Source organism: Cellulomonas sp. P2_B4 (assembly GCF_056404795.1).
This window is the reverse complement of the sequence record NZ_JBFUDI010000003.1, coordinates 593,953-618,318: the sequence shown is the minus strand read 5'-3', so window position 1 is coordinate 618,318 and position 24,366 is coordinate 593,953. Positions and strand designations below refer to the sequence as shown.

The 24,366-nt window shown below is 69.0% G+C and carries 18 protein-coding genes; 17 read left to right on the top strand and 1 reads right to left on the bottom strand.

The annotated features are described in order from the left end of the window. From AC1DZC_RS07715 to AC1DZC_RS07645, 15 genes are all read left to right on the top strand, one after another. Positions 1-1,032, top strand: coding sequence for a zinc-dependent alcohol dehydrogenase (locus AC1DZC_RS07715; RefSeq protein WP_477042818.1), 1,032 nt, complete (start codon positions 1-3; stop codon positions 1,030-1,032). After that, on the top strand, positions 1,029-1,784 hold the full coding sequence (locus tag AC1DZC_RS07710; protein WP_477042817.1) for an SDR family oxidoreductase: 756 nt from the start codon (positions 1,029-1,031) through the stop codon (positions 1,782-1,784). The genes AC1DZC_RS07715 and AC1DZC_RS07710 overlap by 4 nt, the downstream gene beginning before the upstream one ends. 70 nt (positions 1,785-1,854) lie before the next feature. Then, positions 1,855-2,706, top strand: coding sequence for a fumarylacetoacetate hydrolase family protein (locus AC1DZC_RS07705; RefSeq protein ID WP_477042816.1), 852 nt, complete (start codon positions 1,855-1,857; stop codon positions 2,704-2,706). Positions 2,707-2,717: 11 nt separating this feature from the next. Continuing rightward, positions 2,718-3,476 carry an SDR family NAD(P)-dependent oxidoreductase gene (locus AC1DZC_RS07700; RefSeq protein WP_477042815.1) on the top strand — a complete coding sequence of 253 codons (759 nt, stop codon included), beginning with the start codon at positions 2,718-2,720 and terminating at the stop codon, positions 3,474-3,476. Positions 3,477-3,667: 191 nt separating this feature from the next. Further along, entirely contained in the window at positions 3,668-7,186 is a 3,519-nt protein-coding gene (locus AC1DZC_RS07695; RefSeq protein WP_477042814.1) for a PxKF domain-containing protein, read from the top strand. Positions 7,187-7,420: 234 nt separating this feature from the next. Further along, complete coding sequence (locus tag AC1DZC_RS07690; protein WP_477042813.1) at positions 7,421-8,521, top strand: sugar kinase; 1,101 nt, start codon at positions 7,421-7,423, stop codon at positions 8,519-8,521. Positions 8,522-8,981: 460 nt separating this feature from the next. After that, the gene (locus AC1DZC_RS07685) at positions 8,982-9,983 is read left to right on the top strand and encodes a LacI family DNA-binding transcriptional regulator (protein WP_477042812.1); all 1,002 of its coding nucleotides are present in this window, start codon (positions 8,982-8,984) and stop codon (positions 9,981-9,983) included. A 433-nt stretch (positions 9,984-10,416) separates the two neighbouring features. After that, positions 10,417-12,894 (top strand): CBM35 domain-containing protein, encoded by a 2,478-nt coding sequence (locus AC1DZC_RS07680; protein ID WP_477042811.1) that lies wholly within the window; start codon positions 10,417-10,419, stop codon positions 12,892-12,894. Positions 12,895-13,029: 135 nt separating this feature from the next. Further along, positions 13,030-13,677: a hypothetical protein gene (locus tag AC1DZC_RS07675; protein ID WP_477042810.1), complete on the top strand. Its 648-nt coding sequence runs from the start codon at positions 13,030-13,032 to the stop codon at positions 13,675-13,677. Between the two features lie 102 nt (positions 13,678-13,779). Then, complete coding sequence (locus AC1DZC_RS07670) at positions 13,780-14,820, top strand: hypothetical protein (RefSeq protein ID WP_477042809.1); 1,041 nt, start codon at positions 13,780-13,782, stop codon at positions 14,818-14,820. Between the two features lie 131 nt (positions 14,821-14,951). Further along, positions 14,952-15,992: a LacI family DNA-binding transcriptional regulator gene (locus AC1DZC_RS07665; protein ID WP_477038100.1), complete on the top strand. Its 1,041-nt coding sequence runs from the start codon at positions 14,952-14,954 to the stop codon at positions 15,990-15,992. 622 nt (positions 15,993-16,614) lie between these two features. Next, complete coding sequence (locus AC1DZC_RS07660; protein ID WP_477042808.1) at positions 16,615-17,877, top strand: sugar ABC transporter substrate-binding protein; 1,263 nt, start codon at positions 16,615-16,617, stop codon at positions 17,875-17,877. A gap of 144 nt (positions 17,878-18,021) precedes the next feature. Next, positions 18,022-19,002: a carbohydrate ABC transporter permease gene (locus tag AC1DZC_RS07655; protein ID WP_477042807.1), complete on the top strand. Its 981-nt coding sequence runs from the start codon at positions 18,022-18,024 to the stop codon at positions 19,000-19,002. Next, on the top strand, positions 18,999-19,817 hold the full coding sequence (locus AC1DZC_RS07650; RefSeq protein ID WP_477042806.1) for a carbohydrate ABC transporter permease: 819 nt from the start codon (positions 18,999-19,001) through the stop codon (positions 19,815-19,817). Before AC1DZC_RS07655 ends, AC1DZC_RS07650 begins: the two co-directional genes overlap by 4 nt. 96 nt (positions 19,818-19,913) lie before the next feature. Further along, positions 19,914-21,533, top strand: a complete 1,620-nt coding sequence (locus AC1DZC_RS07645) for an amylo-alpha-1,6-glucosidase (protein WP_477042805.1) — start codon at positions 19,914-19,916, stop codon at positions 21,531-21,533. A gap of 127 nt (positions 21,534-21,660) precedes the next feature. Here AC1DZC_RS07645 and AC1DZC_RS07640 read toward each other — a convergent pair whose 3' ends face one another. After that, a complete protein-coding gene (locus tag AC1DZC_RS07640; RefSeq protein WP_477038067.1) occupies positions 21,661-22,437 on the bottom strand; it encodes a FadR/GntR family transcriptional regulator in 777 nt (258 codons plus the stop codon). Between the two features lie 127 nt (positions 22,438-22,564). Here AC1DZC_RS07640 and AC1DZC_RS07635 point away from each other — a divergent pair, with 127 nt between their 5' ends. Together AC1DZC_RS07635 and AC1DZC_RS07630 are read left to right on the top strand one after the other, a co-directional pair. Next, positions 22,565-23,710: a mandelate racemase/muconate lactonizing enzyme family protein gene (locus AC1DZC_RS07635; RefSeq protein ID WP_477042804.1), complete on the top strand. Its 1,146-nt coding sequence runs from the start codon at positions 22,565-22,567 to the stop codon at positions 23,708-23,710. Further along, positions 23,707-24,354: a bifunctional 4-hydroxy-2-oxoglutarate aldolase/2-dehydro-3-deoxy-phosphogluconate aldolase gene (locus tag AC1DZC_RS07630; RefSeq protein WP_477038065.1), complete on the top strand. Its 648-nt coding sequence runs from the start codon at positions 23,707-23,709 to the stop codon at positions 24,352-24,354. Before AC1DZC_RS07635 ends, AC1DZC_RS07630 begins: the two co-directional genes overlap by 4 nt. Positions 24,355-24,366: the final 12 nt, after the last annotated feature.

Below are 24,366 nucleotides of genomic sequence, written 5' to 3'. Positions count from 1 at the left end.
GTGCGCAGTGCTGCATATACAGGGAACGGGGCGGTCGAGGTCCTCGTGTCCGAGCCCGTGCCACCGCCCAGCGGGCACGTGCAGGTCCGCGTGGCCTTCGTCGGGTTGTGCGGGACGGACCTGCACATCGTCCACGGGGCCATGGACGCCCGCGTGACCACACCGCTGATCTTCGGTCACGAGATGAGCGGGACGATCGAGAGGGTAGGCGAGGGCGTCGACGGCTGGTCGACGGGGGACGCCGTGACGGTCATGCCGCTCGCCTGGGACGGGACCTGCCCGGCGTGCCAGGCCGGTCACCAGCACATCTGCCAGAACCTGGAGTTCATCGGGATCGACTCCCCGGGTGCATTGCAGACCCTGTGGAACGTGCCGGCCCAGACGCTCGTCGCGCTCCCCGCAGGCCTGGCCCTGGACGTCGCGGCGCTGGTCGAGCCCACCGCCGTCGCCGTCCACGACGTACGCCGCGGTGAGGTCGCGCCCGGCGACCACGTGGTCGTGCTGGGGGGCGGGCCGATCGGGGTACTGATCGCGACCGTCGCGCGGCACGTCGGCGCGGTCGTCGCGATCGTCGAGCCCGATCCCCACCGTCGTGCGCAGATCGAACAGCTCGGTCACATCGCCCTCGACCCGGGCTCGACCGATCAGGCCGCCTGGGTGGCCGGGTGGACCGACGGTGCAGGAGCCGACGTGGTCTTCGAGGTCTCCGGCGCTGCGGCTGCGGTCGCTGCCGCCACCGGGCTGGCCAAGGTCCGAGGGACGATCGTCGTCGTCGCGATTCACGCAGTCCCCAGAGAGGTGGACCTCCGGCAGGTCTTCTGGCGCGAGCTGCGCATCCTGGGTGCCCGCGTCTACGAACGGTCCGACTTCGAGACAGCGAGCTCCCTGCTGGCCGACGGGGTCGTGCCCAGCGAGCTGCTCATCTCACAGGTCGTGCCGCTGACCGCTGTGCGGGCCGCATTCGACGACCTCGAGCGCGGACTGGCCATGAAGATCCTGGTGGACGTCGCCGCCGAGGAGGGCGCCAAGTGAACCCGTTCGACCTGACCGGACGGCTCGCCGTCGTCACAGGCGCCAAGCGCGGCATCGGGTTCGCCTTCGCGGAAGCGCTCGCCGCCGCGGGTGCCGACATCATTGGAGTGAGCGCCACTCTCGAGCGCGAGGGAAGTGCCGTGGCGGGGGCGGTCGAGTCGCACGGGCGCTCGTTCCAGAGCTACGCCGTGGACTTCGCCGATCGCGACGGGGTCACCAAGCTCGGGGAAGAGCTCGCCGAGCGAGCGCCCGACATCCTCGTCAACAATGCGGGCACGATCGCCCGGATGCCGGCCGCCCAGCATCCCCTGGACTGGTGGGACCGCGTCCTGGAGGTCAACCTGACGAGCCACTTCGTGCTGACTCAGCTGATCGCGCGCCCGATGCTGGAGCGCGGCGCCGGGAAGATCATCTTCACCGCGAGCCTGCTGAGCTACCAGGGCGGGATCAACGTCCCCGGCTACACCGCCTCGAAGTCTGCGGTCGCCGGGCTGACCAAGGCGCTGGCGAACGAGTGGGCGCCACGCGGGGTCAACGTCAACGCGATCGCACCCGGCTACATCGCGACCGACAACACCCAAGCCCTGCAGGACGACCCGGCGCGCTCGACAGCGATCCTCGAGCGCATTCCCGCCGGCCGGTGGGGCAAGGCCAGCGACCTCGGGGGAGCGGTCGTGTTCCTCGCGTCCTCCGCATCGGACTACATCGACGGCGTCACCCTCCCGGTCGACGGCGGCTGGCTCGGACGATGAGCGGGTTGCCCGCGATGTGGAGACGTCGCCGGCGTCCAGGAGCTGAGTCGCGAGCAGAACGGACGTGTGGATGAGGATCGCCCGGCTCGGCCGTCCAGGCGGAGAGATTCCTGTCGTCGAGGTCGAGGGTGTCAGCTACGACCTCCGCACGATCACCGAGGACGTCGACGGCGCCTTCCTGTCGTCGCAAGGTGCGCAGAGAGCCCGCGAGGCACTGGCGTCGGGCAGCTTGCCTGAGCTGGTCGACGCCGAGTCGCTGCGGGTGGGCGCACCCATAGGCCCGCCCGGCAAGATCGTGTGCGTCGGGCTCAACTACCGCGACCACGCGCAGGAGTCGCACGCGGACGTCCCCGCAGAGCCCGTCGTCTTCATGAAGGATCCGTCGACCGTCGTCGGCCCGTACGACACGGTGTACATCCCGCGGCGCTCCGTGAAGACGGACTGGGAGGTCGAGCTGGGCGTGGTGATCGGCGCTACGGCTCGCTATCTCGAGTCCCCGGCAGAGGCGCGCACGCATGTTGCCGGCTTCGTCCTCTCGCACGACGTCTCGGAGCGCGAGTTCCAGCTCGAGCGCGGCGGACAGTGGGACAAGGGCAAGAGCTGTGAGACCTTCAACCCGCTCGGCCCCTACCTCGTCACGGCTGACGAGATTGTCGACCCCCAGGACCTCGGTCTGCGCCTGTGGGTCAACGGGACCCAGCGGCAGAACGGCACCACCGCACGCATGATCTTCGGCGTCGATCACCTGATCTGGTACCTCAGCCAGTTCATGGTGCTCCACCCCGGGGACCTCATCAACACGGGAACGCCGGGGGGCGTCGCGCTCGGCCTGCCCGACCACCCCTACCTTCGAGCCGGCGACGTCGTCGAGCTGGAGATCGATCACCTCGGCCGCGCCCGGCAGACCTTCGCCCAGGCCTAGGAGGTCCGGCAATGGCTGAGTTCGGGGGGCTCGTCGCAGCAGTCACCGGCGGAGCATCAGGTATCGGGCTCGCGACGGCGACTCTCCTGGCGGAACGTGGCGCGCGAGTGGTCGTGCTCGACATCGCCCCGCACGGCCTGCCTGCGGGGATCGTCGGCGTCGTGTGCGACGTGACGAGCAGGGAGTCGATCCACGCCGCGGTCCGGACGATCGACGTCGAGCTGGGCGCCCTGGACGTCCTGGTCAACAACGCCGGGATCAGCGCGGTCGGCACCGTCGAGGACAACGACGACGCCGAGTGGGCGCGGGTCCTGGACGTCAACGTGATCGGGATGGCGCGCGTGACTGCAGCCGCCCTGCCTCTGCTTCGCGCGTCGCGCTCGGCCGCCGTCGTCAACCTGGCGTCCATCGCGGCGCTCAACGGCCTGCCGCAGCGCGCTGTCTACAGCGCCTCCAAGGGTGCGGTGCTTGCGCTCACCCTCGCGATGGCGACCGATCATGTGCGCGAAGGAATCCGGGTCAACTGCGTCAGTCCCGGGACCGTCGACACGCCGTTCGTCAGCGGGATGCTCATGAACTTCGAGGATCCCGTTGCCGAGCGGGCGGCGCTGGAGGCGAGGCAGGCCATCGGTCGGATGGTGACCGTGGAGGAGGTCGCTCACGCGATCGCCTACCTGGCGAGCCCGCTCTCCGGCTCCACCACGGGTACCGCGCTCGAGGTCGACGGGGGCGTGAGCAATCTGCGGGTACGCGCGCCGCAGGCACGCTGACCGCGGTACTTCCGCCCCCGTGCGGAGGGCGCGACGGCCCCGGTGCACGCGGGGCCTTCGGCGTGGTCTCACGGTTGCAGCGTTCGGAACCCAGCACGGTCACATTGCGGACACCCAGTGTCGTCATACGTCATACATGTGATAAACCTTCGACGTCAGGCATCGTCGCCTTCGCGAAGCGGGAAGATCACATGACATCGACGTCAGTTCTCCAGCCAACTACCCGAGGTCGGCGGCGCATAGCGCGCTCGTCGGCCGCAACCATCAGCGCCGTCGCCGTCGCCGTCGTCGCCTCCGCGTTGACCGCGACGAGTGCGCAGGCAGCGTCACCCACGACGTTCTACGCCGCACCCGACGGCGGCTCGTCAGCGTCCTGCACGCAGGCCGACCCCTGCTCGATCGAACAGGCCCAGGCCGTCGTCCACGGAGCGCCGAAAGACGGCGACATCACGGTTCAGCTCGCCGACGGCATCTACCGCATCGGATCCCCGCTGCGGTTCGATGCCGCTGACGGGGGCGGCGACCACACGGTCCAGTGGAGCGCCGCTCCGGGCGCGCATCCCGTGATCACGGGCGCGAGCGCGGTCTCCGGCTGGCAGAGGTCGACCGCCGGCGCCGGCATCTGGGAGGCAACGACGCCGGCCGGCCTCGACACCCGTCAGCTCTTCGTCAACGGGGTCATCGCGCCTCGGGCCGGCATCAAGGTGACGGGCTCCGACATCGCGCTCACAGCCACCGGCATCACGATCAAGAACGCTGCGCTCAACGACCTCGCGACGCTTCCCGACCAGGGCCGGATCGAGTTCGAGTCGATGGGCGACTTCACCGACCGGTACTCGCAGGTTCAGAGCATCAGTGGCAGCACCATCACGATGAAGCAGCCGGGCTGGGACAACAACACCTGGGGCTGGGACACGAACCAGAGCTCGTTGCTCGCCGCGCCGACCTGGTACCTCGAGAACTCGCTCCGCTTCCTGACCGATCCCGGGCAGTGGTACATCAGCCCCGGCGCAGGCAAGCTCTACTACAAGCCCGTGAGCGGTGTCGACCCCAACGACCTGGACGTGGAGCTGCCTCGGCTGCAGTCGCTGCTGAACATCGGCGGAACCTACGACGCGCCGATCTCGGGCCTGGCCTTCACCGGCATCCAGTTCTCGGGCACCTCGTGGCTCGGGCCGTCCTCGGCCGAGGGCTACGCCGACCAGCAGAACGGCACGTTCCTGAGCGGTAGCTACTCCTACCGTCCGAGCGATGCGTTCACGAGCTGCGCACGCGGGTGCGAGATGTTCGAGCGTGCCCGCACGACCTGGCACCAGGAGCCCGCCGCGGTGCAGGTCTCGGCCGCGAACCGGATCACGTTCACGGGCAACACGTTCACCGCGCTCGGCCAGTCCGCCCTGGGCATCGGCAACGACGCTAACGCGACGGTCACCGGGGTGGGCCTCGGGGCGAGCAACGTGCAGGTGATCGGCAACCGGTTCACCGAGGCCGCCGGGCACGGCATCGCCGTGGGAGGGGTCCTGCCGGACGCCCACCACCCGAGCGATCCCCGCATGACCAACCAGGACATCCTGATCCGCGACAACACCGTTGATCGCGTCTCGGTCGACTACAAGGACAACGGCGGCATCCTCAGCACCTATGTGACGCGGGCCCAGATCCTGCACAACGAGGTGCAGAACGTGCCCTACGACGGCATCGACACCGGCTTCGGCTGGGGCATCAACGACGCCGGCGGGTCGAACGACTACGTCGACCGCGGGTACTACAAGTGGAACCCGCTCTACACGACGCCCACGACCCTGAAGGACAACCGCGTCGAGGCGAACCTGGTGCACAACACCAAGGGTCGCTTCGCCGACGGCGGCACGGTCTACAACCTGTCGGCCAGCCCCGGGACCGTCATCGACAAGAACTACCTGTTCAACATCTCCGGTGTGGCGTTGTACGCCGACGAGGGTTCCCGATACCTCACGTACGAGAACAACGTCTTGCAGGGCGGCGGTGCGTGGGCGTTCACCAACGGCTACAGCCTGCGCAACAACACCAGCGACAACGTGCTGCAGAACAACTGGTACAACTCTGGCGGCGCGTCGACACCGAACGCGGCGGCGCACCGCAACCTGCTCATCAACAACGTCAAGGTGACCGGCGCCAACTGGCCGGCGGCCGCCCTGGCCGTGATGTGCGACGCCGGCGTCGCGCCGCAGTACCGGACGCCGCTGAACGCCAACCTCGTCGGGCTGAGCCAGTGCCCGACGACGGCCCCGGTCGACCCGGCCTTCTCGACCTACTCCTCAGCGATCACGTCGGTCTTCGGACAGTCCGGCTCCGGCTTCGGGATCGCGGCGAAGGGTGCGGACGTCTGGGGTGGCGGGGGCCAGCATGACGACCAGTACGGCTCCATCTACCGAGCAGCGTCCTTCACGCCCGATGCCAGCGTCGCTGCCCGGGTCGTCTCGGTGAACGATGCGAACGCGTGGGGAAAGTCGGGCGTCATGGTCCGCAACAGCATCTCGTCGGCCGGCTCGGCAGGCGGGTATGCGGTGGTCGCCGTCACGACTCGCAACGGGGTCGACTTCGAGTGGGACGCGAACGGCGACGGCTACCTCGACAGCAGCGCCAACGCGAAGGTCGACAGCTATCGGCCGGTGTGGGTGAAGCTGACGCGCCTCGGAAAGGTCTACACAGCGTCCTACTCGCTGGACGGGACCAGCTACGCACAGATCGGGTCGCCGGTCACTCTCGCCTCGGCGGCGCAGACGCAGGATGCCGGCATGTTCTCCACCTCGCACGACGCGACGCAGTCGGCGATCAACGTGTTCGACTCGTTCAGCCTCCGGGCCGCGAGCGTTCCTCAGGCGCCGAGCACTCCCCAGGTCATCGCGACGCCGACCGGCGTCACGGTCTCGTGGGCGGCGCCCAGCGACGGTGGGAGTCCCATCAGCGGATACCGCGTCTACCAGGACGGCGTGTCGAACCCGGTGGCAACGACCGGGCCAGGGGTGACATCGGCGACGATTGCCGGCTGGCCCGGCGACGGTGCGCGATTCTCGGTATCGGCAGTCAACATCGTCGGTGAGAGCTCCCGGTCCGACTGGGCGTCGCCGCTCGACGTCACCGCACCGGTGGTGGCACTGGAATGCCCGAGCAGCCCGGTGCTCCTCGGGGCATCAGCGACCGCTTCGTGGACCGCTACCGAGGAAGAGCACGGCTCGGGCCTGGCGACACCGTCGAGCGGTTCCCTCACGCTGGACACGTCCAGCGTGGGCACCAAGACCGCAGAAGCCCCTGAGGCGACGGCTGTCGACAACGCAGGCAATGCGTCCGTCGGCGTGAGCTGCAGCTACTCGGTCGTCTACGACTGGGACGGCTTCGCGGCCCCGGTCGACATGGGAGGCGTCGTGAACTCGGTCAAGGCCGGCAGCGCGGTCCCGATGAAGTTCAGCCTCCACGGCGACCAGGGCACCGGCGTCGTGGCGGCAGGTTCGCCGACGGTCTCGTTCGGATCGTGCTCTCCCACGGCGACGATCGACGCGATCGAGGAGACCGTCACAGCCGGGGCCAGCGGTCTCCAGTACGACCCCACCTCGGACCAGTACGTCTACGTCTGGAAGACGGACAAGTCCTGGGCCGGAAAGTGCGCCACCTTCTCGTTGCGGCTCGACGACGGGACGACGCACAGCGCGCTGTTCACCTTCCGTAAGTAGCACGTGGGATGCCGCGTGCCGCCCCGACCGGCGGCACGCGGCATCTGCGTGTCCCGGTGGCCCAGAGCTCGACGGGCTCTGAGCCGTCGCTGCTCGGACCGCAGCCACGGGTCGAGGAGGTGCGCGCCGACCTGCCATCGTGGGCACTCGAGGACCATCTCGCCGTGCCCTGCGACGCTGCCCGCCTTCGTCCCTGAACCAGCTGTTCAACCGATCGATCGAGGAGAAGTCACCATGCCCCTGGACCTGCGTGCTGCGGCCGACGTCCGCTACGACGCCGTCTCGCTCGGCGAAGTCATGCTCCGGCTAGACCCGGGCGAGGGCCGGATCCGCACCGCCCGCCAGTTCCGCGCGTGGGAGGGCGGTGGCGAGTACAACGTCGCGCGGGGCCTTCGTCGCGCCTTCGGACTGCGCACCGCGGTGGTGACGGCGCTGGCGGACAACGAGGTCGGGCGCCTCGTGGAGGACTTCATCCTGCAGGGCGGCGTCGACACGTCGTTGATCCGGTGGATGCCCTACGACGGCATCGGCCGCACGGTCCGCAACGGGCTCAACTTCACCGAGCGCGGCTTCGGCGTGCGCGGCGCGGTCGGTGTGTCCGACCGTGGGAACACGGCCGCGAGCCAGCTCGGCCCCCAAGACGTCGACTGGGACCACCTGTTCGGCGAGCTCGGCGTGCGCTGGCTGCACACCGGCGGCATCTACGCCGCCCTCTCCGAGACCGCAGCCCGGACCGTGATCGCCGCGGTGACCGCTGCCAAGCGGCACGGCACCGTCGTCTCCTACGACCTGAACTACCGCCCGAGCCTCTGGAAGGCGATCGGCGGCCCGGAGCGGGCCCAGGAGGTCAACCGGGAGATCGCCCGCCAGGTCGACGTGATGATCGGCAACGAGGAGGACTTCACCGCGGCCCTGGGCTTCGAGGTCGAAGGCGTCGACGAGAACATCTCGGCGATCGACGTCGACTCGTTCGCCTCGATGATCGACCGTGTCGCGGGCGAGTTCCCGAACTTCCAGGTCATCGCGACGACGCTACGCACGGTCCGCACCGCGACGGTCAACGACTGGGGAGCGATCGCCTGGTCTCCGGAGACGGGCTTCGTGGAAGCCACGCGGCGCGCCGGCCTGGAGATCCTCGACCGCGTCGGCGGCGGTGACTCCTTCGCGTCGGGACTCGTCTACGGCCTGCTGGACGGCCAGAGCCTGCACACCGCCGTCGAGTACGGCGCAGCGCACGGCGCCCTGGCGATGACCACCCCAGGCGACACCACCATGGCCTCGAAGGCGGAGGTGCTCAAGCTCGCAGGCGGCGGCGGCGCCCGCGTCGACCGCTGAGCGCGCCCTTGGTGACGGCGTCGGGCCGGTCCTCGCCGGACAGGGAAGAAGTCGTGCGTCGTCGCAACACCCCGAGGCATGTGGTGGCGAGTTCCGGCCGGATTTCCAGGGACCGGGCGATCACGATCTCGACCGCCGACAATGAATGCGCTGAACTCGAGATCGACGTCGACAATGCGACATTGTCTGCGGGCCACCAGGGTCCTGCCGAGCTGCGACGCCCCGCCGGCCAGGCGGTCCGAGCACCGAGGATCCAGCATGGTCGTCCGCTTCGTGCAGGCCCGCAGGAGCGAGGCCGCCAACCGCCGCTGCCTCGTCGACCGCACGGCTGGAGCGGCCGGGCGGAGGCGTCCGAAACTCGGACGATCGGAGCCATTGCGGGCGAAACCCGGACACGCTAGGTTGATCGAACCGGTTCGACGGCGAACCGGTTCGACGGACTATCGGAAGGCACGCGGGCGTGGCGACGATCCATGACGTGGCGCGGGAGGCAGGTGTCTCTCGCAGCACCGTCTCGTACGCACTGTCGGGCAATCGCCCGATCTCTCGCGAGACGCGTGCACGCATCGACGACGCGATCCTCCGGCTCGGCTTCACGGTCAACGCCGGTGCGCGAGCGCTCAAGACTGCGCAGACGATGGTGATCGGCCTGCTCCTGCAGTTCCACGAGGACGAGTTTCCCCCCGCGATGCTGCAGTACATCCTGGCGGTGACCAACGCGGCACGCGCGAGCGGCTACGACACCCTCCTGATGACCGATGTGGACGGCCCGGCGGCCATTCGGCGCGTGACGTCCTCGAACATGGTGGACGGGCTGGTCCTGCTCGACGTCGCCCACGATGACCCTCGCCTCGATGCTCTGCGCGCTGCGCCGCAACCAGGTGCTCTGCTCGGGCTGCCGCGCGACTGGGCCGAGCTTGACGTCTTCGACCTGGACTTCCGCGCCTCGGCCTGGCTCCTGGTCGACCATCTCTATGGACTCGGCCACCGGGACATCGTTCTGGTGTCACCGCCCCGACACGTGTTCGAACGCGGCGGAGCCTACGCGTGGCGCTTCCGCGATGCTGCGCTAGAGCGGGCGGCAAGCTACGACCTCAACGTCTCCGCCTACTACGGCGAGTCGCAGGAGCCTGCGATCGAACGCAGTCTCAACGCGATTCTCGACGAGCGTCCCGAGGCGACCGCGCTGATCGTGCACAACGATGCGTCGATCGCCGCGCTGCCGGCCGTGCTCCGTCAGAGGAACGTGCAGGTGCCCGATGACCTGTCGGTCGTGAGCCTCTACTCGCGTGATTTCGGACGCACCTTCCTCCTGCCGTACACGGCCGTGGAGACGTCTCCCGACCGGGTGGGTCGCGAAGCGGTGGAGCACCTGGTTCGACGAATCGTCGATCCCGGATATGCGCCGCCGGTCCTGAACCTGATCGCGCCGGAGCTGACGGATCGCGGCAGTACGGCCTAATCCGGGATCGAGAAGCGGCCTCTTTTGACGCCCTCGAGCGAACCGGTTCGATAGCCGAATATGACTGGCCTCACACGTTCAGAGAGGAATCGCTGTGAAGACGCATCTCGCAGGTCGTGGCATGCCGACCCGCCTGGCCATCCGTCGGCCACCAGCGACACGGGGCACTGGCCCAGGTGAGTGGTCCTGGCCTCCGCCGCTCGCGGCGGTTTCCCAGGCCGCTGCGCAACGCGGAATCGCGGCGATATGCGATCCGCCCGGTCGATTGCGGGTCGCGCGATTGTGCCACCTCAGCGGCCGGGCCGCACGAGAGCTCGATCGGTTGGATTGCTTTGACGTCAATTCTCCGCCGGTCGTCAGAAGAAACAAGTGCAAAGGAGCATGACATGTGTGCAGAACGACAGCTGGACAAGAACAAGGCGGTGATCGTTCGATGAGTGCCACGCGAAGCGGACGGCTCCGCTGGGCCATCGCGAGTGCCGCGGCCGCCGCCGTCGGCCTGAGCATGATGGGCTTTGCCACGTCGAGCTCAGCCGCAACCGGGCCGACCAAGGAGCTCTCGGTCGATCTGGCCACGACCACAGGTCCGTCGATCGGGGTCGCGCAGGGCCTCCTGTACGGGATCACCCAAGACGGGTCGCAGCCCAGCGACGACTACGTCAAGCCCCTCAACCTCAACTCGTTCCGCGGGGGTGGTTGGTTCGCGGGCGGCTGGAGAGGGGACAACTACGCCCTCGGACCGAAGACCCAGTCCGAGATCGACTCGATCATCGCGCAGGCGACGAGGCTCAAGGCGGCCTCGAGCAACCCGGCCGGCTTCCACTACGAGGTCATCCTCAGTGACCTGTGGGGCTCGACCGGTGGCGCACCCGCGAACTCGCAGTGGCCGTGCAACAACGGCGACTGCACCAACTGGGTCCAGTTCATCACCCAGACGGTCACGCAGCTCGAAGCATCGGGGATCACCTTCTCCTACGACATCTTCAACGAGCCGGACCTGTCGATCTTCTGGGCCCCCGGGGTGAACACCCCGCAGTACTTCCAGATGTGGGACGTCGCCTACTCGACGCTCCGCCAGGTTGCACCGGGCAAGCTCATCGTCGGCCCGTCGTTCGCGTACACGCCGCAGCGTCGCGCGTCGCAGTGGACGTCGTTCTTCGCGCACGTCAAGGCCGCTGACACGGTGCCGGACTGGGTGTCGAACCACAACGAGGGCGAGGGCGGCGTGCCGGAGGGCGTCGACGACCCGGTGGTCGTCGGGCAGTCGATCCGCGACGCCATGACGGCGGCTGGGATCAGCCAGCGGCCGTTGTCGTCCAACGAGTACCAGGGTGCCGGGCACCAGACGGCCGACAACACCGCGTGGTACGTCAACCGCCTGGCGCAGTCGAGCTACACGACGGCCATGCGCGGCAACTGGAACTGCTGCATGATCCCCAACCTGACCGGTCTCCTGACCAACGCGCAGACCGGCTGGGCGCCCACGGGCAACTGGTGGGCGGAGAAGACCGGTGCGGACATGACCGGTTCGCTGGTGCAGACCTCCAACGAGGTCGACACGATGTCCATCTCGGCCGCCAAGGACGACACCAAGCAGCAGGCGGTCGCCTTGCTCGGAGACATCAACGCGTTCACCGGATCGGCGAACGTGAAGTTCACCGGTCTGGACTCGACGCCCTACCTGGTGAGGAACGGCATGGTTCACGCCACCGTGTACGGGATTCCCCAGGGCGTCCTGTACGCGCCCGTCGTGCAGTTCGCGGGGGACCTGCCGGTCGCCGCTGACGGGTCCGTCACGGTGCCGGCGAACTTCCTCGGTACCCACGATGCTGCCTCCATCTACCTGTCCTGGGCCGGCCCGCAGACGATGTCCATCGCTGCGCCTGCCGCGCTCGTTCCGGGGCAGGCGTACGACGTGCCCGTGACGATCACCAACAGCGGTGGCGTGTCGGCCTCTCAGGTGGCGACCTCGCTCGGCATCACCGCGAGCGACCCCACCAAGACGGCGGGGATCGTCATCACGTGTGCTGGCGGTGGTGCCACATGCCCCACTGTCGACCAGCTGGCCCCGGGTGAATCGACGATCGCAACGTTCCACGTCGCTCTCCCCGCGTCCGCCCCGACGATGGCCTACCGCCTGGTCGGGACCGCAAACCTGGTCGTCGACGGTGCGCCGAAGACGATCAGCAACTCCGTCGACATCGTCAGCACGTGCGTGACGGAGATGAACTGCGAGGCTGAGGACGGCACGCTCGCCGGTGGCGCCTGCTACGCCACGAACCACACCGGGTTCACCGGCAGCGGCTTCGTGGCCTGCTACGACACGACAGCGTCGGGGCGCAGCGTCACGCAGAAGTTCTCCGTCGCATCGGCCGGCACCTACACGCTGGACCTGCGCTATGCAGCCGGTCACGACGGTCCCGCGGCGAATGCCAACCGCACGGCGACGCTGACCGCCAACGGCTCGTCGCAGCAGATCTCGCTGCCCCCGACCACCAACTGGAACACGTGGGCCGTCTCGACGGTGACCGTGAACCTGGCGGCCGGTACCAACAGCGTGTCGATCGTCAAGAACGCCGGCGACAACGGCTGGTTCAACCTGGACCACCTGGTGCTTCACGCACCGGTTCCACCCGGGCCTCAGGTCGTCGTCACGGCTGCCACCCGCTGCGTGGCGGGCAAGGTCGTCGTGACGGTCACGGCGAACAACCAGGACCAGGGCTCCGCGACGGTGACGACGGTGACCCCGTACGGCACCGCATCGTTCGGGTCGATGGTTGCTGGCTCGAGCGTCAGCAAGGCCCTGACCACCAGGCTGGCCAGCATTCCCGCGACCACGGTGACCACCACCGCGACCGCGATCGGTACCAGCACCATCCAGACCCCGGTCGCAGCCACCACCTGCGGCTGATCTGGGCCCATCCAGACGCGGTGGCCCGTGCCCTGACAGCCAGGTCACGGGCCACCGCGAAGGCACCACACCGGCCCCAACGGCCGGTCCAGACATGGGGCGGCGGATGACGCCGCCCACCGAATGGAGAACTCGATGAAGAGGACCAATCCCATGGCGGCGCGAGTCGCGCTGGTGGCCGTCAGCGGAGTACTGATGCTGGGGGGAGTTGCGGGCGCAGCCTTCGCCGATTCAGAGCAGGGGTCGGACGACGTCGACGTCAACGTCACGATCGACCCGTTGACGGTTCCCGGCACTCTCGCGATGACCGTCGCTGCCAACACGACGACGCTGACCGAGGGCACGTCGTCCGACCTGACCCAGCGTCAGTTCTTCGGCACCCTGCCGTCGGTCACGGTGACCGACACCCGCACCACGATTCCGGCGGGCGCTGCCTGGGCCGTTCTCGGCCAGGCGTCCGACTTCGTCGCGGCCGGCGGCGGCGGCCAGCCCGACATCTCCGCCGCCAACCTGGGATGGACGCCGAGCGTGGTCGATCCCGGCACCACCAACGACGTCATCGCCGGCCCGCAGGTCGACACCGTCCTAGATCCCGGTCCCAACAACGTCGGCCTCGAAGGCGCGGCAGGCCCTGAGCTGCTCGCGCTGACGAATCCCGACTCCGCAACGGCGCAGGCCACCGCGGGCTCGTGGACCGCAAATGCCGACCTCTTCCTGAAGGTGCCCGTGGACACCTCGGCCGGCACCTACAAGTCGGTGCTCACGCTCTCGCTGTTCGAGTAGCCGGTTCGCGGGCGGGGCGGTGGGGTCGCTGGGCCCCACTGTCCCGTCCCGCACCTGCTGAGGAGGTAGACCGTGTTTCCCCATCGTGTTCGGTCCGGCCGCTTGCGCACCCTTGCGCAGGCGGCGACTGCTGTATTCCTCGGGTGGCAGCTGATCGTGCCGACCGCCGTGCCTGCCGCCGCCGCGGATGACAGCGACTCGGCGGTCACCTGGTCGGTGCAACCTGCCGACGAGGCCGGCCCGGACGGGCGTCCCTGGATCGAGGACACCCTGGACCCAGGGGCGAGCGCCGTGGAGCATCTCGCGGTGCGCAACTTCAGCGATCATCAGGTCGACTTCGGCCTCGCCGCGGCAGACGGAGTCTTCAACCCGAACGGCCGCTTCAACATCCTGCCGCCCGACACGAAGTCGACCGGCGCAGGCACGTGGATCGCCATCGCCGACTCGGTCACGGTGCCCGCCGGTCAGACCGTCGTCGTGCCGTTCACGATCACCGTGCCGCCGAACGCGGAGCCAGGCGATCACGCTGCGGGAGTTGCCGCGTCGATCATGTCGACGTCGACCGGCAACAGCGGCGCCAGTGTCGGCATCGAGAGCCGCGTGGGCTTTCGTGTCATGACCAGGGTGACCGGCGACCTGGTGCCGGGGGCGAAGACGGAGAACCTCACGACCTCCTACCACCCCTCGTGGAACCCGTTCGCACCTGGCGACCTCACCGTCGAGTTCGACGTCGTCAACACCGGGAACACTCGGCTGCGGGTGACCGGACAGGCCACCGCCGGTGGTCACACAGGAGCGTTCCCACCCAAGGACGAACCACAGGAGCTGCTCGTGGGGGACAGTCGGCACTTCTCGGTGACGATCGCCGACGTCTGGCCGTCGGTCCTGGTACCGGTTTCGACACGTGTCGCCCCGGAGGTGGTCGTCGTGAGCGGCGTGGCGCCCGGGCTCGCATCGATCAGCACCGCGACGACGGCGGTGGCGGTGCCGTGGCCGCAAGCGATCCTGCTCGTCGGCATCGCACTGATCGTCGTCGCCGTCCTCATGCAGCGGCGCCATTCGAAGCGACGTCTCGACCGGCTGCTCGAGGGCGCTCGCGAAGAGGCGCGTCGCGATGCGCTCCAGGCCGAGAGGACTCCATGACGCCATTCGTTGTCGATGATGTGGTGTCCGCGCCGGAGCGACAGGTCGGTCTGACGGCGGGCAACGCGGACCGGGTGTCGCGCGACGACGCGGCCCGGCACGGCACCCTAAGGTAAGACCGCTCGTCGCCCCTGTTCGCGACGGCTAGGGAGAGGCAGATGGCGACGATCGGCGACGTGGCACGCGAGGCCGGCGTGTCCCGCAGCACCGTGTCGTCGGTCCTGACCGGTCGCAAGTTCGTGACGCCGGACACGCGGGCGCGGATCGAGCAGGCGATCGAGAAGCTGAACTTCACCGTGAACTCCGGCGCTCGTGCGTTGGCGACCTCGCGGACGATGGTGATCGGGGTCGTCGTCCAGCTGCACGGGCTCGAGTTCAGCCCCGCGCTCGCGCCGTTCGTGTTCGCGGTCTCCGACGTCGCGCGCGGCTTCGGCTACGACGTCCAGCTCCTCACGGAAGCGGACGGGGTCGCGGCCATCAAGCGCGTGACGAGCGCGCACCAGGTGGACGGGCTGATCCTGCTCAACATCATCGACGACGACCCGCGTCTGCCGTTCCTCGAGGGGAGGAACATGCCCGCGGTGCTGCTCGGCATGCCGCGCGACTCTCGGGGCGTCGACGCGGTCGACCTGGACTTCGCCGCCGCGGCCCGACGGCTGGTGACCTACCTGCACGAGCATGGGCACCGCGACGTGCTGTTCGCGCGCTGGTCGCCTGCGATGTTCGAGGCCGGTCATGCATTCGTGCGCCGATTCAGCGACGCTGCCTTCGCCGCGGCGCACGAGCTGGGCATGGGCATGGTGGCGTTCGACTGCCCGACCGAGCCGTTGCAGGTGCCGCACGAGCTCGCGCGCGCCCTGCGCGACCGCGGCCGTGCCACGGCTGTGCTCGTGCACGACGACGCCGCGACCGCACTGCTGCCGGCCGCGCTGCACGAGGCGGGGCTGTCGGCGCCTGACGACGTGTCGGTGGTCAGCCTCCACTCCGCTGAGCTGGGACGCTCGCTCGCCCTGCCGTACACGTCGGTCGAGTCCGACCCGGGCCGCGTCGCGGAGGCCGCCGTCGCTGTGCTGATGCGGCGGATCGCCGCCTCTCCGTCCGACGACTCGGGCGCCGTGCACGAGCTGCTGACACCTCGCATCACCGAGCGGGGCAGCGTCCGTGTCCTCTGAGCCGTGCCGCGCGACCGTCGACGACGCGACGGCTTCGGACCGCACCTGAAAGTTGCTCGGGCGGACGATCCCGGGCGTCCGACGGCTCCACCGCCCGAGCGGGGCGTACCGGTTCGCTGAGAGTGCGCTGTGTGCGGGCCTCAACCCGACATTCGTCCCCGACAGGGCACGGCGGTCGAGGGAGGCGCCCGGGGATCCTCAGAAGCAGCACAGCCCGCCTCCGAGACGACTGCTGAACGGAAAGAGCCAAATGACCTGCACCGATACATGGTGAGCCGCCGGCCGGGGACCCGACGACGAGCCGGCGAAGGGTACGCGGCGTATAACGATTCGATCACGGCGAACCGGTTCGCTTGACGACCGGAGCCTTCGACGCCGAGACTCCTGATGAGCGCGCGAGCGCTTGCATCACAAAGGACGTGATGCGCCGGTCCGTCAAGGAGGACGCCCGATGACCGAGGCCCCACCGCGTGGCTCACGCGCCGACTGCGACACGCACTCGACGACCACGCGCAGCGAGAGATAGCGGCGTCCGGCCGACCCGCCACCCCTACCGATCGAAGACATCGCCCCCGCAGTCGCCGGCGAGATCGCCGGTAACAGGACTTGGAGAGGAACACCCGTGTTGAAGACCACAACGACGAAGCGTCTCGCTTTCGTGGCTGCCACCGCGACGATGGTCGCCGCGCTCGCGGCGTGCAGCAGCGGCGGCGGCGGCGGCTCGACCGACACCTCGAGCAGTGGCAATGCGCTCACTGACATCAAGGTGTGGGACCCGTACCCGCAGAACGACGACAGCTCGGACTGGGCGAAGTACCTCCAGACGTGCGCTCCCGAGGGCACGACGATCACCCGGACGACCGCCGCCACGGCCGACCTGCTGAACAACCTGACGTCCGCGGTCAAGGAGGGCAACGCTCCCGATGTCGTCATCCTGGACAACCCGGCCGTGCCCGACGCCGCCTCGTCAGGTCTGCTGGCCACCGCTGAGGAGGTCGGCATCGACACCTCCGGGTTCGACGCCAACCTCGCCGGCCCCGGCACGGTCGACGGCGTGTCCTACGGCGTCCCGATCGGCGCCAACACCCTCGGCCTCTACTACAACAAGGAGATCCTCGCCGACGCGGGCGTCGACCCGGCGAGCATCACCGACTGGGCGACCCTGAACGACGCACTGGCGAAGGTCACGGCGAAGGGCCACTCCGGCATCACCTTCTCGGGCATCACTGGCGAGGAGGGCGTGTTCCAGTTCCTGCCCTGGTTCTGGGGTGCAGGTGCCGACCTGAACGACCTGGGCTCGGACAAGGCGATCGCGGCGGGGCAGCTCGTGTCCGACTGGATCGGCAAGGGCTACGCGCCCAAGTCGGCCCTCACTGACAACCAGTCCGCGTCCTGGGACCTGTTCCTCACCGGCCAGTACGCGTTCGCAGAGAACGGCTCGTGGTTCGCCAAGGCCGCTTCCGAGCTGACGGACTTCACGGCCGTGGCCATGCCCCTGCCGGGTCAGGACGGCGGCGCTGCGCCCGCGCCGACCGGCGGCGAGTTCGTCCTCGCGCCGCTGCAGAAGGACGACGCGTCGGCGCACTACGCCAACGCGTCGAAGGTCATCGACTGCCTCGTCGGCAAGGACAACCAGGTCAAGACCGCCGACGCCCTCGGCTACTTCGCCGCGAACAAGTCGCTGCGTGACGGCCAGATCGCGGCCGACCCGATCTGGGCGCCGTGGACGGAGTCGATCGAGAGCGCCCAGGGTCGCACGACGGACCTCGGCGCCGACTACACGGCGGCCTCGGCCGCCCTGTCGACCGCACTGACTGGTGCGATCAACGCCGCCGGCGACGCCGGACAGGTCAAGGACGCCTTCACGGCGGCCGCGCAGGGCTGATGCCCTCAAGGCGGGGCGACCTGGCTCACGCCAGCCGGGTCGCCTACCGCCGGCTGAATCCCTCATGAGGCGGCGACCCGGCTCACGCCAGCCGGGTCGCCGCGGCATACCGTACCGAAACCGACATGCGCACACGATCGAGTGGTGAAGACGTTGGACACGCACGCATCACCCCGGGTAGCGGATCCGACCCTCGGGGACCGGCTCTCCGAGCTCGGAGCACCGCGGACGGCCAGGCGCCGACTGCGTCCGACCTCCTGGGCGGGCCTCGCGTTCGCCGCCCCGCTGCTCGTGTACCTGGTGGTCTTCTACGCGTACCCGCTCTACGAGAACGTCTCGATGAGCCTGCACCGGTTCACCCGGGCAACGTACGTGACCGGCAAGGCGCCGTTCGTCGGGCTCGACATCTACCGCGAGGTCGTCGCGTCGCCGCAGTTCTGGCCGACGGTCCGGCACACCGTGATCTTCGTCGTGGTGTCGCTGTTCTTCCAGTACACGATCGGCCTGGCCCTGGCGGTGTTCTTCCGGCGGTCGTTCCCGCTCTCTGGCGTGCTGCGCGCCCTCTTCCTGGTGCCCTGGCTGCTTCCGCTCATCGTCTCCGGCACCACGTGGCAGTGGATGATGGACGCCGACTCGGGCATCCTCAACCGCTTCCTGGGCCTGTTCGGCGTCGACCCCGTCTGGTGGCTCAACGCCCAGCACGCGTTGATGTCGGTCACGATCGCGAACATCTGGCTCGGGATCCCGTTCAACCTGGTGATCCTGTACTCCGGGCTGCAGAACATCTCCACCGACCTGTACGAGGCGGCGTCGCTCGACGGCGCCGGGCAATGGCGGCAGTTCTGGTCCATCACGTTCCCGCTGCTGCGCCCCGTCACCGCGATCACCCTTCTGCTGGGCTTCGTCTACACGCTCAAGGTCGTCGACATCATCTGGATCATGACGTTCGGCACCGGCTCGTCGCAGACCCTCGCCACCTGGGCGTACGCCATGGCCTTCGGCAAGGGGTCGTCCGCGGTCATCCAGTACTCGCAGGCGTCCGTCGTCGGCACGATCCTGCTGGTCGTCGCCCTGTTCATGGGGTTCGTGTACCTGGCCACCCAGCGTCGGCAGGAGGAGCGATGAACACCGTGCGCCGCGCCTGGTGGAAGACCGCCATCGGCATGTTCCTCGTCGTGCTCATGCTGTTCCCGGTGTACTGGATGGTGAACGTCTCGCTCACGCCGCGCGCCGACATCCGCAAGGCCTACCTGTACCCGAAGAACCCGACGTTCGAGCACTACGCCGTCGTCCTGCACGACCAGCTGCCGTACCTCGCGACGAGCCTCGTCGTCGGGCTCGGCACGGTCGCCCTGACCCTCGCCATCTCGGCACCCAGCGCCTTCGCGTTGTCCCGCTTGTTCGTCCCGGGCCGGCGCACGCTGAACTTCCTGCTGATCGTCGCGCAGATGATCCCGGCGGTCGTCATGGCGCTCGGCTTCTACACCATCTACTCGCGGCTCAACGTCCTGGACACCGTGCCGGGCCTGATCCTCGCCGACTCCACGGTCGCGGTGCCGTTCGCCGTCATGCTTCTCACCGCGTTCATGGTGGGCATCCCACGCGAGCTGATGCAGGCCGCCCAGATCGACGGCGCCTCGCACTGGCGATCGTTCATCTCGGTGGTCATGCCCGTCTCGCGCAACGCGGCCGTCACCGTCGCGCTGTTCAGCTTCCTGTGGGCGTGGTCGGACTTCCTGTTCGCCTCGACGCTCAACAGGGGCGGCGGGAAGCTCCGCCCGATCACGATGGGCATCTACGACTACATCGGCGCCCAGAACCAGGAATGGGGTCCGATGATGGCCACCGCCGTCGTGGCCTCGATACCGACCGCCCTCCTGCTCATCGTCGCCCAGCGCTATGTCGCCGCCGGTGTCACCGCCGGCGCTGTGAAGGACTGATCCCACATGACGCACACGCCCTCGTTCGTGCTGCCTGCATTCGACGTTCGAGACATCCCGTTCTCGGTACGCGGGTCGTGGCTGAACCTGTCTCCCGTGGTTGCACTGCACACCCGGTCCGACCGGATTCACCTGGTATCGCACCGCAACGGCATGCACGCGGTCCTGCGCTGCGAACCGGTCACGACCGCGCCGGTCGAGTGGGCAGCGGACCCGGCCATGTTGACGTGGCGGGTGGGAGGGAACACCGTCCGTGCCGTCTTCGTCGGACCGAGGACGCTACGACTGCGTGGCGAGGGTCTGGCCCTGAGGCTGGTCGACGCGGCCGGCGGACTGACCCCGTTCACCGGCACGTACCTCTTCACCGACCCGATCGACAGAAGTGCGGTCTTCACGTCCTACGAGACCGGTCGCCGCTATCGAGTGACGTCCCTCTCCGGCGACCTCGAGGTTCATGGGGGAGAGGCGCTCGGACTGGCGGAACGGAGCGTCGTGCTCGGACGCGACGATGCTGTGTGGGAGGCCACGGTCGAGGAGATCGATGCGGCGGCTGACGTCGTGCCGCCCGGCGGGTCGTTCTTCGACGCAGTCGCTGCCGTGACCGCGTCGTTCGGCGAGTACGTCGACCGGATCGCTTCGTGGCGGACCGCGGACACCCCGGCGGCCTCGCTCGCGGCGTACGTGCTGTGGTCTGCGACTGTGGCGCCCGAGGGCTTGGCGACCCGTGAGTCGGTGCTGATGTCCATGCACTGGATGGACAAGCTGTGGAGCTGGGACCACTGCTTCAACGCGTTGGCGCTGGCCCACGGGGAGACCGACGCGGCCCTCGACCAGTTCCTGGCACCGTTCGACCACCAGGACGCCACGGGCGCACTGCCCGACTCGATCACGCACTCCGAGGTGCTCTACAACTACGTCAAGCCCCCCATCCACGGGTGGGCGCTGCGTGAGCTTCGCAGCCGTACCGACCGTCCGCTGACGAGGGCCGAGCTCGTCGAGATCCACGGCCGGCTGGCGAGGTGGACCGGGTTCTGGCTCGACCACCGCCGCGCGCCAGGCCACCCGCTGCCGTACTACCAGCACGGCAACGACAGCGGCTGGGACAACGCGACGACGTTCGACGTCGACCGGGTCATCGAATCGCCCGATCTTGCGGGCTTCCTCGTGCTGCAGCTCGACGTGCTCGCAGACCTGTCCGACGAGCTGGGCCTCCCGGAGGACCGATGGCGTGCGGCGAGCGCAGCGCTCATGGAGGCGCTGCTGCGCGACCTGTGGAACGGCAAGGAGTTCGTCGCGGTCGGTGCCCTGTCGGGACGACCGAGCACCGCAACCAGCCTGCTCAACCTCCTGCCGCTCGTCCTGGGCCAGCGATTGCCCGCGGACGTCAGGGACGCGCTCGCCGCACGCGTCGAAGGCCATCTCACCGACTTCGGCCCGGCGACCGAACCGGTTGACTCCCCGCACTACGAGGACGACGGGTACTGGCGCGGCCCGATCTGGGCGCCGTCGACCGCCCTCGTCGAGAGTGGGCTGCGCGCCTCCGGTCACGTGCAGCTCGCGGACCAGGTGAGCAGCCGCTTTCGCGCGCTGTGCGAAGCCTCGGGCTTCGCCGAGAACTTCGACGCTCGGACCGGCGCCGGGCTCAGAGACCGCGCCTACACCTGGACAGCCGCCGTCTATCTGACCCTCGCTGCGGACGCCGTCGCCCGCGGGTGAGGGTGCGACCCTGCACTCCGCGGGGATGATCCTGAGCGTCGCACGTGCTCGCGTGTGCGACCGGTCGGCATAGCGGCGAGACTCGTCGACGGGCTGGGCGTCGGCCAAGAGAAGCCTGACGCGGCGCCTACGAGCGGCGCGGCTTGGTGCCGGAGTGGTCGGGCAGGCGTCGACGCTGCCACGCGTCGATGATGTGGGAGTACATCGCGTGCTCGGCCGCCTCGGTGGTGCGGGCCTCGATCGTCGCGAACACGGCCTCGTGCTCCCGCAGCGTCTGCTCGTGGAACGACGGCGGTGTCATCCCGTGGTACCGCGCACTGTCGCGCGCGCGCTCGAAGAGTGACCTGGCGATGCTCTCGGCGAGTCGGTTGCCGGAGATCTCCATGACGATGTCGTGGAAGCGCACGTCGGACGCACTGAATGCGGTGGGATCGTCGAGGGACTCGCGCATCGACTTGAGGGCCTGCCGCAAGGTCTCGAGCTCCTCCAACGAGCGGACGCGAGCGGTGTCGGCGGCCATGGCTGCCTCCAGGCGTGCCCGGACGATGCTGAGCTCGTCGAGGACGCCGAGCGTCTCGTCGTGCGCGATGAGCGCCGTCAGGACGACGCGGTCCATCATGTTCCACGACCGTGTCGGCTGCACCGTGGTCCCGCGGCCTTGACCGACCGACACGAGCCCCTTCTCCTCGAGGCGCTTGACCGACTCCCGCAGGACCGTCCGGCTGACTCCGAACTGCTTGGCGAGCGGGACCTCCGGGGGGAGCGTCTCGCCCGGCGCGACCTGTCCCGTGACGATCACGTTGACCAGCGCCTCGACGACCGCCACGCCCAGGCGCTGAGCAGGCATCCGGTCCTGGATGGACGGGATGCGCGGGCCGCCGACGGCCGATTCAGGAACGGTCATGGCGGGAGTATATGCGGTTGTATTCACTGAGCAGACGTGTGATGTATGCTCTTTTCGTGGCGGCACTGCGGCCGACCGCGCGCCGAAGAGGACGTGTGAGCGAATGAGAATCACCGGTTACCGGACCGTGACGACACTCCAGGACTGGGGGCGCCCCGTCGGAGACGTCAACGGCTTCATCCGGGACGGCATCACGGAGGTGCCCGTGGTCGTCCTCGAGACGGACGAGGGCCTCGAGGGGATCGGCGTCGGGTCGCACGCGGACATCGAGCGTGTCTTTCCCGCGATCGAGGGCGAGGACCCGCGCGCGGTCGTCGCGCTGTACGACCGGATGCTGGCCCGGGTGTTCAAGAGCGGGCACGTGGGTGCGACGTTCGGCGGCATCGGTGCACTGGACATGGCCCTCTGGGACCTGAAGGCGAAGATCGCCGACGAGCCCCTGTGGCGCACCCTGGGCGCGCGCGACCGGTTCGTGCCGGCCTATGCCTCGGCGCTGGAGATTGCGATCCCCGACGACGAGCTCGACGACCTGTACGGCGAGTGGGTCGCCCGCGGTTTCACGAGCGTCAAGGTGAAGGGCGGCCTGAACCTGGACAGCGACCTCGTCAGGTTGGCGCGCGTGCGCGACATCTTCTCGGCCAACACGCCCCGACCGGGCATCATGTTGGACGCCAACGAGTCCTGGAACCGCAAGCAGGCGATCCGGTACATCCACGCCGTCGAGCAGCAGATCGACCTGTCCTGGGTCGAGGAGCCGTTGCGTCGGTGGGACGCCGACGGCATGGCGATGGTCAGTCGCGCTGTTCGCGCGGGGGTCGCGACCGGAGAGAACCTGACCGGTCTGGAGCAGTTCAAGCCGCTCCTGGACGCCGGCGCCGTCGACATCGTGCAGGTCGGCAGCATGTGGGGGATCACGCACTTCCTGCGTGTCGCGGCGGTGGCGCACAGCCGCGACCTGCCCATCAGCCCGGTCGGATCAACGGCGAACCCCGTCTTCCACGCTGCTGCGGCCGTCCCGAACCACCTCTCGGCCGAGCTGCAGGACCTCGGTGCCCCGCTCGGCATGGCGGTCGACTACGAGGTCGCCGACGGTGGCATCGTGCTCGGGGACAAGCCGGGCCATGGCACGACGATCGACGAGACACGCATCGCTCGGGCGGTGCCGCTGGACGGGTGGGCCCAGAAGGATGGGCCGCACGTCCGCCCCGATCGCGCCGGCCTGCGACTCGTGCCCGAGTCGCAATCGGACGACGCTCGCCAGAGCGGCCGATGAGCCTCGTCGACTCGCTCACGGCCCACCGCCTCGTCCCGGTCGTCATCGCGGACGACGAACGGTGTGCGGCCCCTCTGGCCGAGGCGCTCGTGGCGGGTGGCCTACCGGTCGCCGAGGTGACACTGCGCACGTCGGCCGCGCTCGACGTCATACGGACCATGTCGCGACACGGCGGCCTCCTCGTCGGTGCCGGCACCGTGCTGGACGCCGACCAGGTCGACGCGGCCGCGGATGCCGGCGCCTCCTTCGTGGTGTCGCCCGGGCTCGACGGATCGGTCGTCGAGAGGGCACGGGAGCGCGGACTCCTGCCGGTGCCCGGAGTCGCGACGGCGACGGAGGTGCAGGCGGCACTGAAGCTCGGGCTCGGCCTGGTCAAGTTCTTCCCCGCCGAGACCTCGGGCGGGGCCGCCGCGATCGCTGCGCTCAGCGCGCCGTTCGCCGGCCTGCGCTTCCTGCCCACCGGAGGGATCGGGCCGCGGAACGCCGCGGAGTACCTCGCCCTCGGCGCGGTCGCCGCCGTGGGGGGCTCGTGGATGGTGCCGCGCGACGTGGTCGCTCGTGGTGACGTCGGCGCCCTCACGGCGCTTGTCGCGGGAGCGGTGGACCTTGTCGGAGCGGCGATGGTCGCGCACGGGAGTCGTTGAGGTAGACGTGCT

Coding starts and splice junctions, on each gene's coding strand:
- AC1DZC_RS07705 (WP_477042816.1), top strand. CDS start 1,855: ATGAGGATCGCCCGGCTCGGCCGTCCAGGCGGAGAGATTCCTGTCGTC.
- AC1DZC_RS07700 (WP_477042815.1), top strand. CDS start 2,718: ATGGCTGAGTTCGGGGGGCTCGTCGCAGCAGTCACCGGCGGAGCATCA.
- AC1DZC_RS07695 (WP_477042814.1), top strand. CDS start 3,668: ATGACATCGACGTCAGTTCTCCAGCCAACTACCCGAGGTCGGCGGCGC.
- AC1DZC_RS07690 (WP_477042813.1), top strand. CDS start 7,421: ATGCCCCTGGACCTGCGTGCTGCGGCCGACGTCCGCTACGACGCCGTC.
- AC1DZC_RS07680 (WP_477042811.1), top strand. CDS start 10,417: ATGAGTGCCACGCGAAGCGGACGGCTCCGCTGGGCCATCGCGAGTGCC.
- AC1DZC_RS07675 (WP_477042810.1), top strand. CDS start 13,030: ATGAAGAGGACCAATCCCATGGCGGCGCGAGTCGCGCTGGTGGCCGTC.
- AC1DZC_RS07650 (WP_477042806.1), top strand. CDS start 18,999: ATGAACACCGTGCGCCGCGCCTGGTGGAAGACCGCCATCGGCATGTTC.
- AC1DZC_RS07640 (WP_477038067.1), bottom strand. CDS start 22,437: ATGACCGTTCCTGAATCGGCCGTCGGCGGCCCGCGCATCCCGTCCATC.
- AC1DZC_RS07630 (WP_477038065.1), top strand. CDS start 23,707: ATGAGCCTCGTCGACTCGCTCACGGCCCACCGCCTCGTCCCGGTCGTC.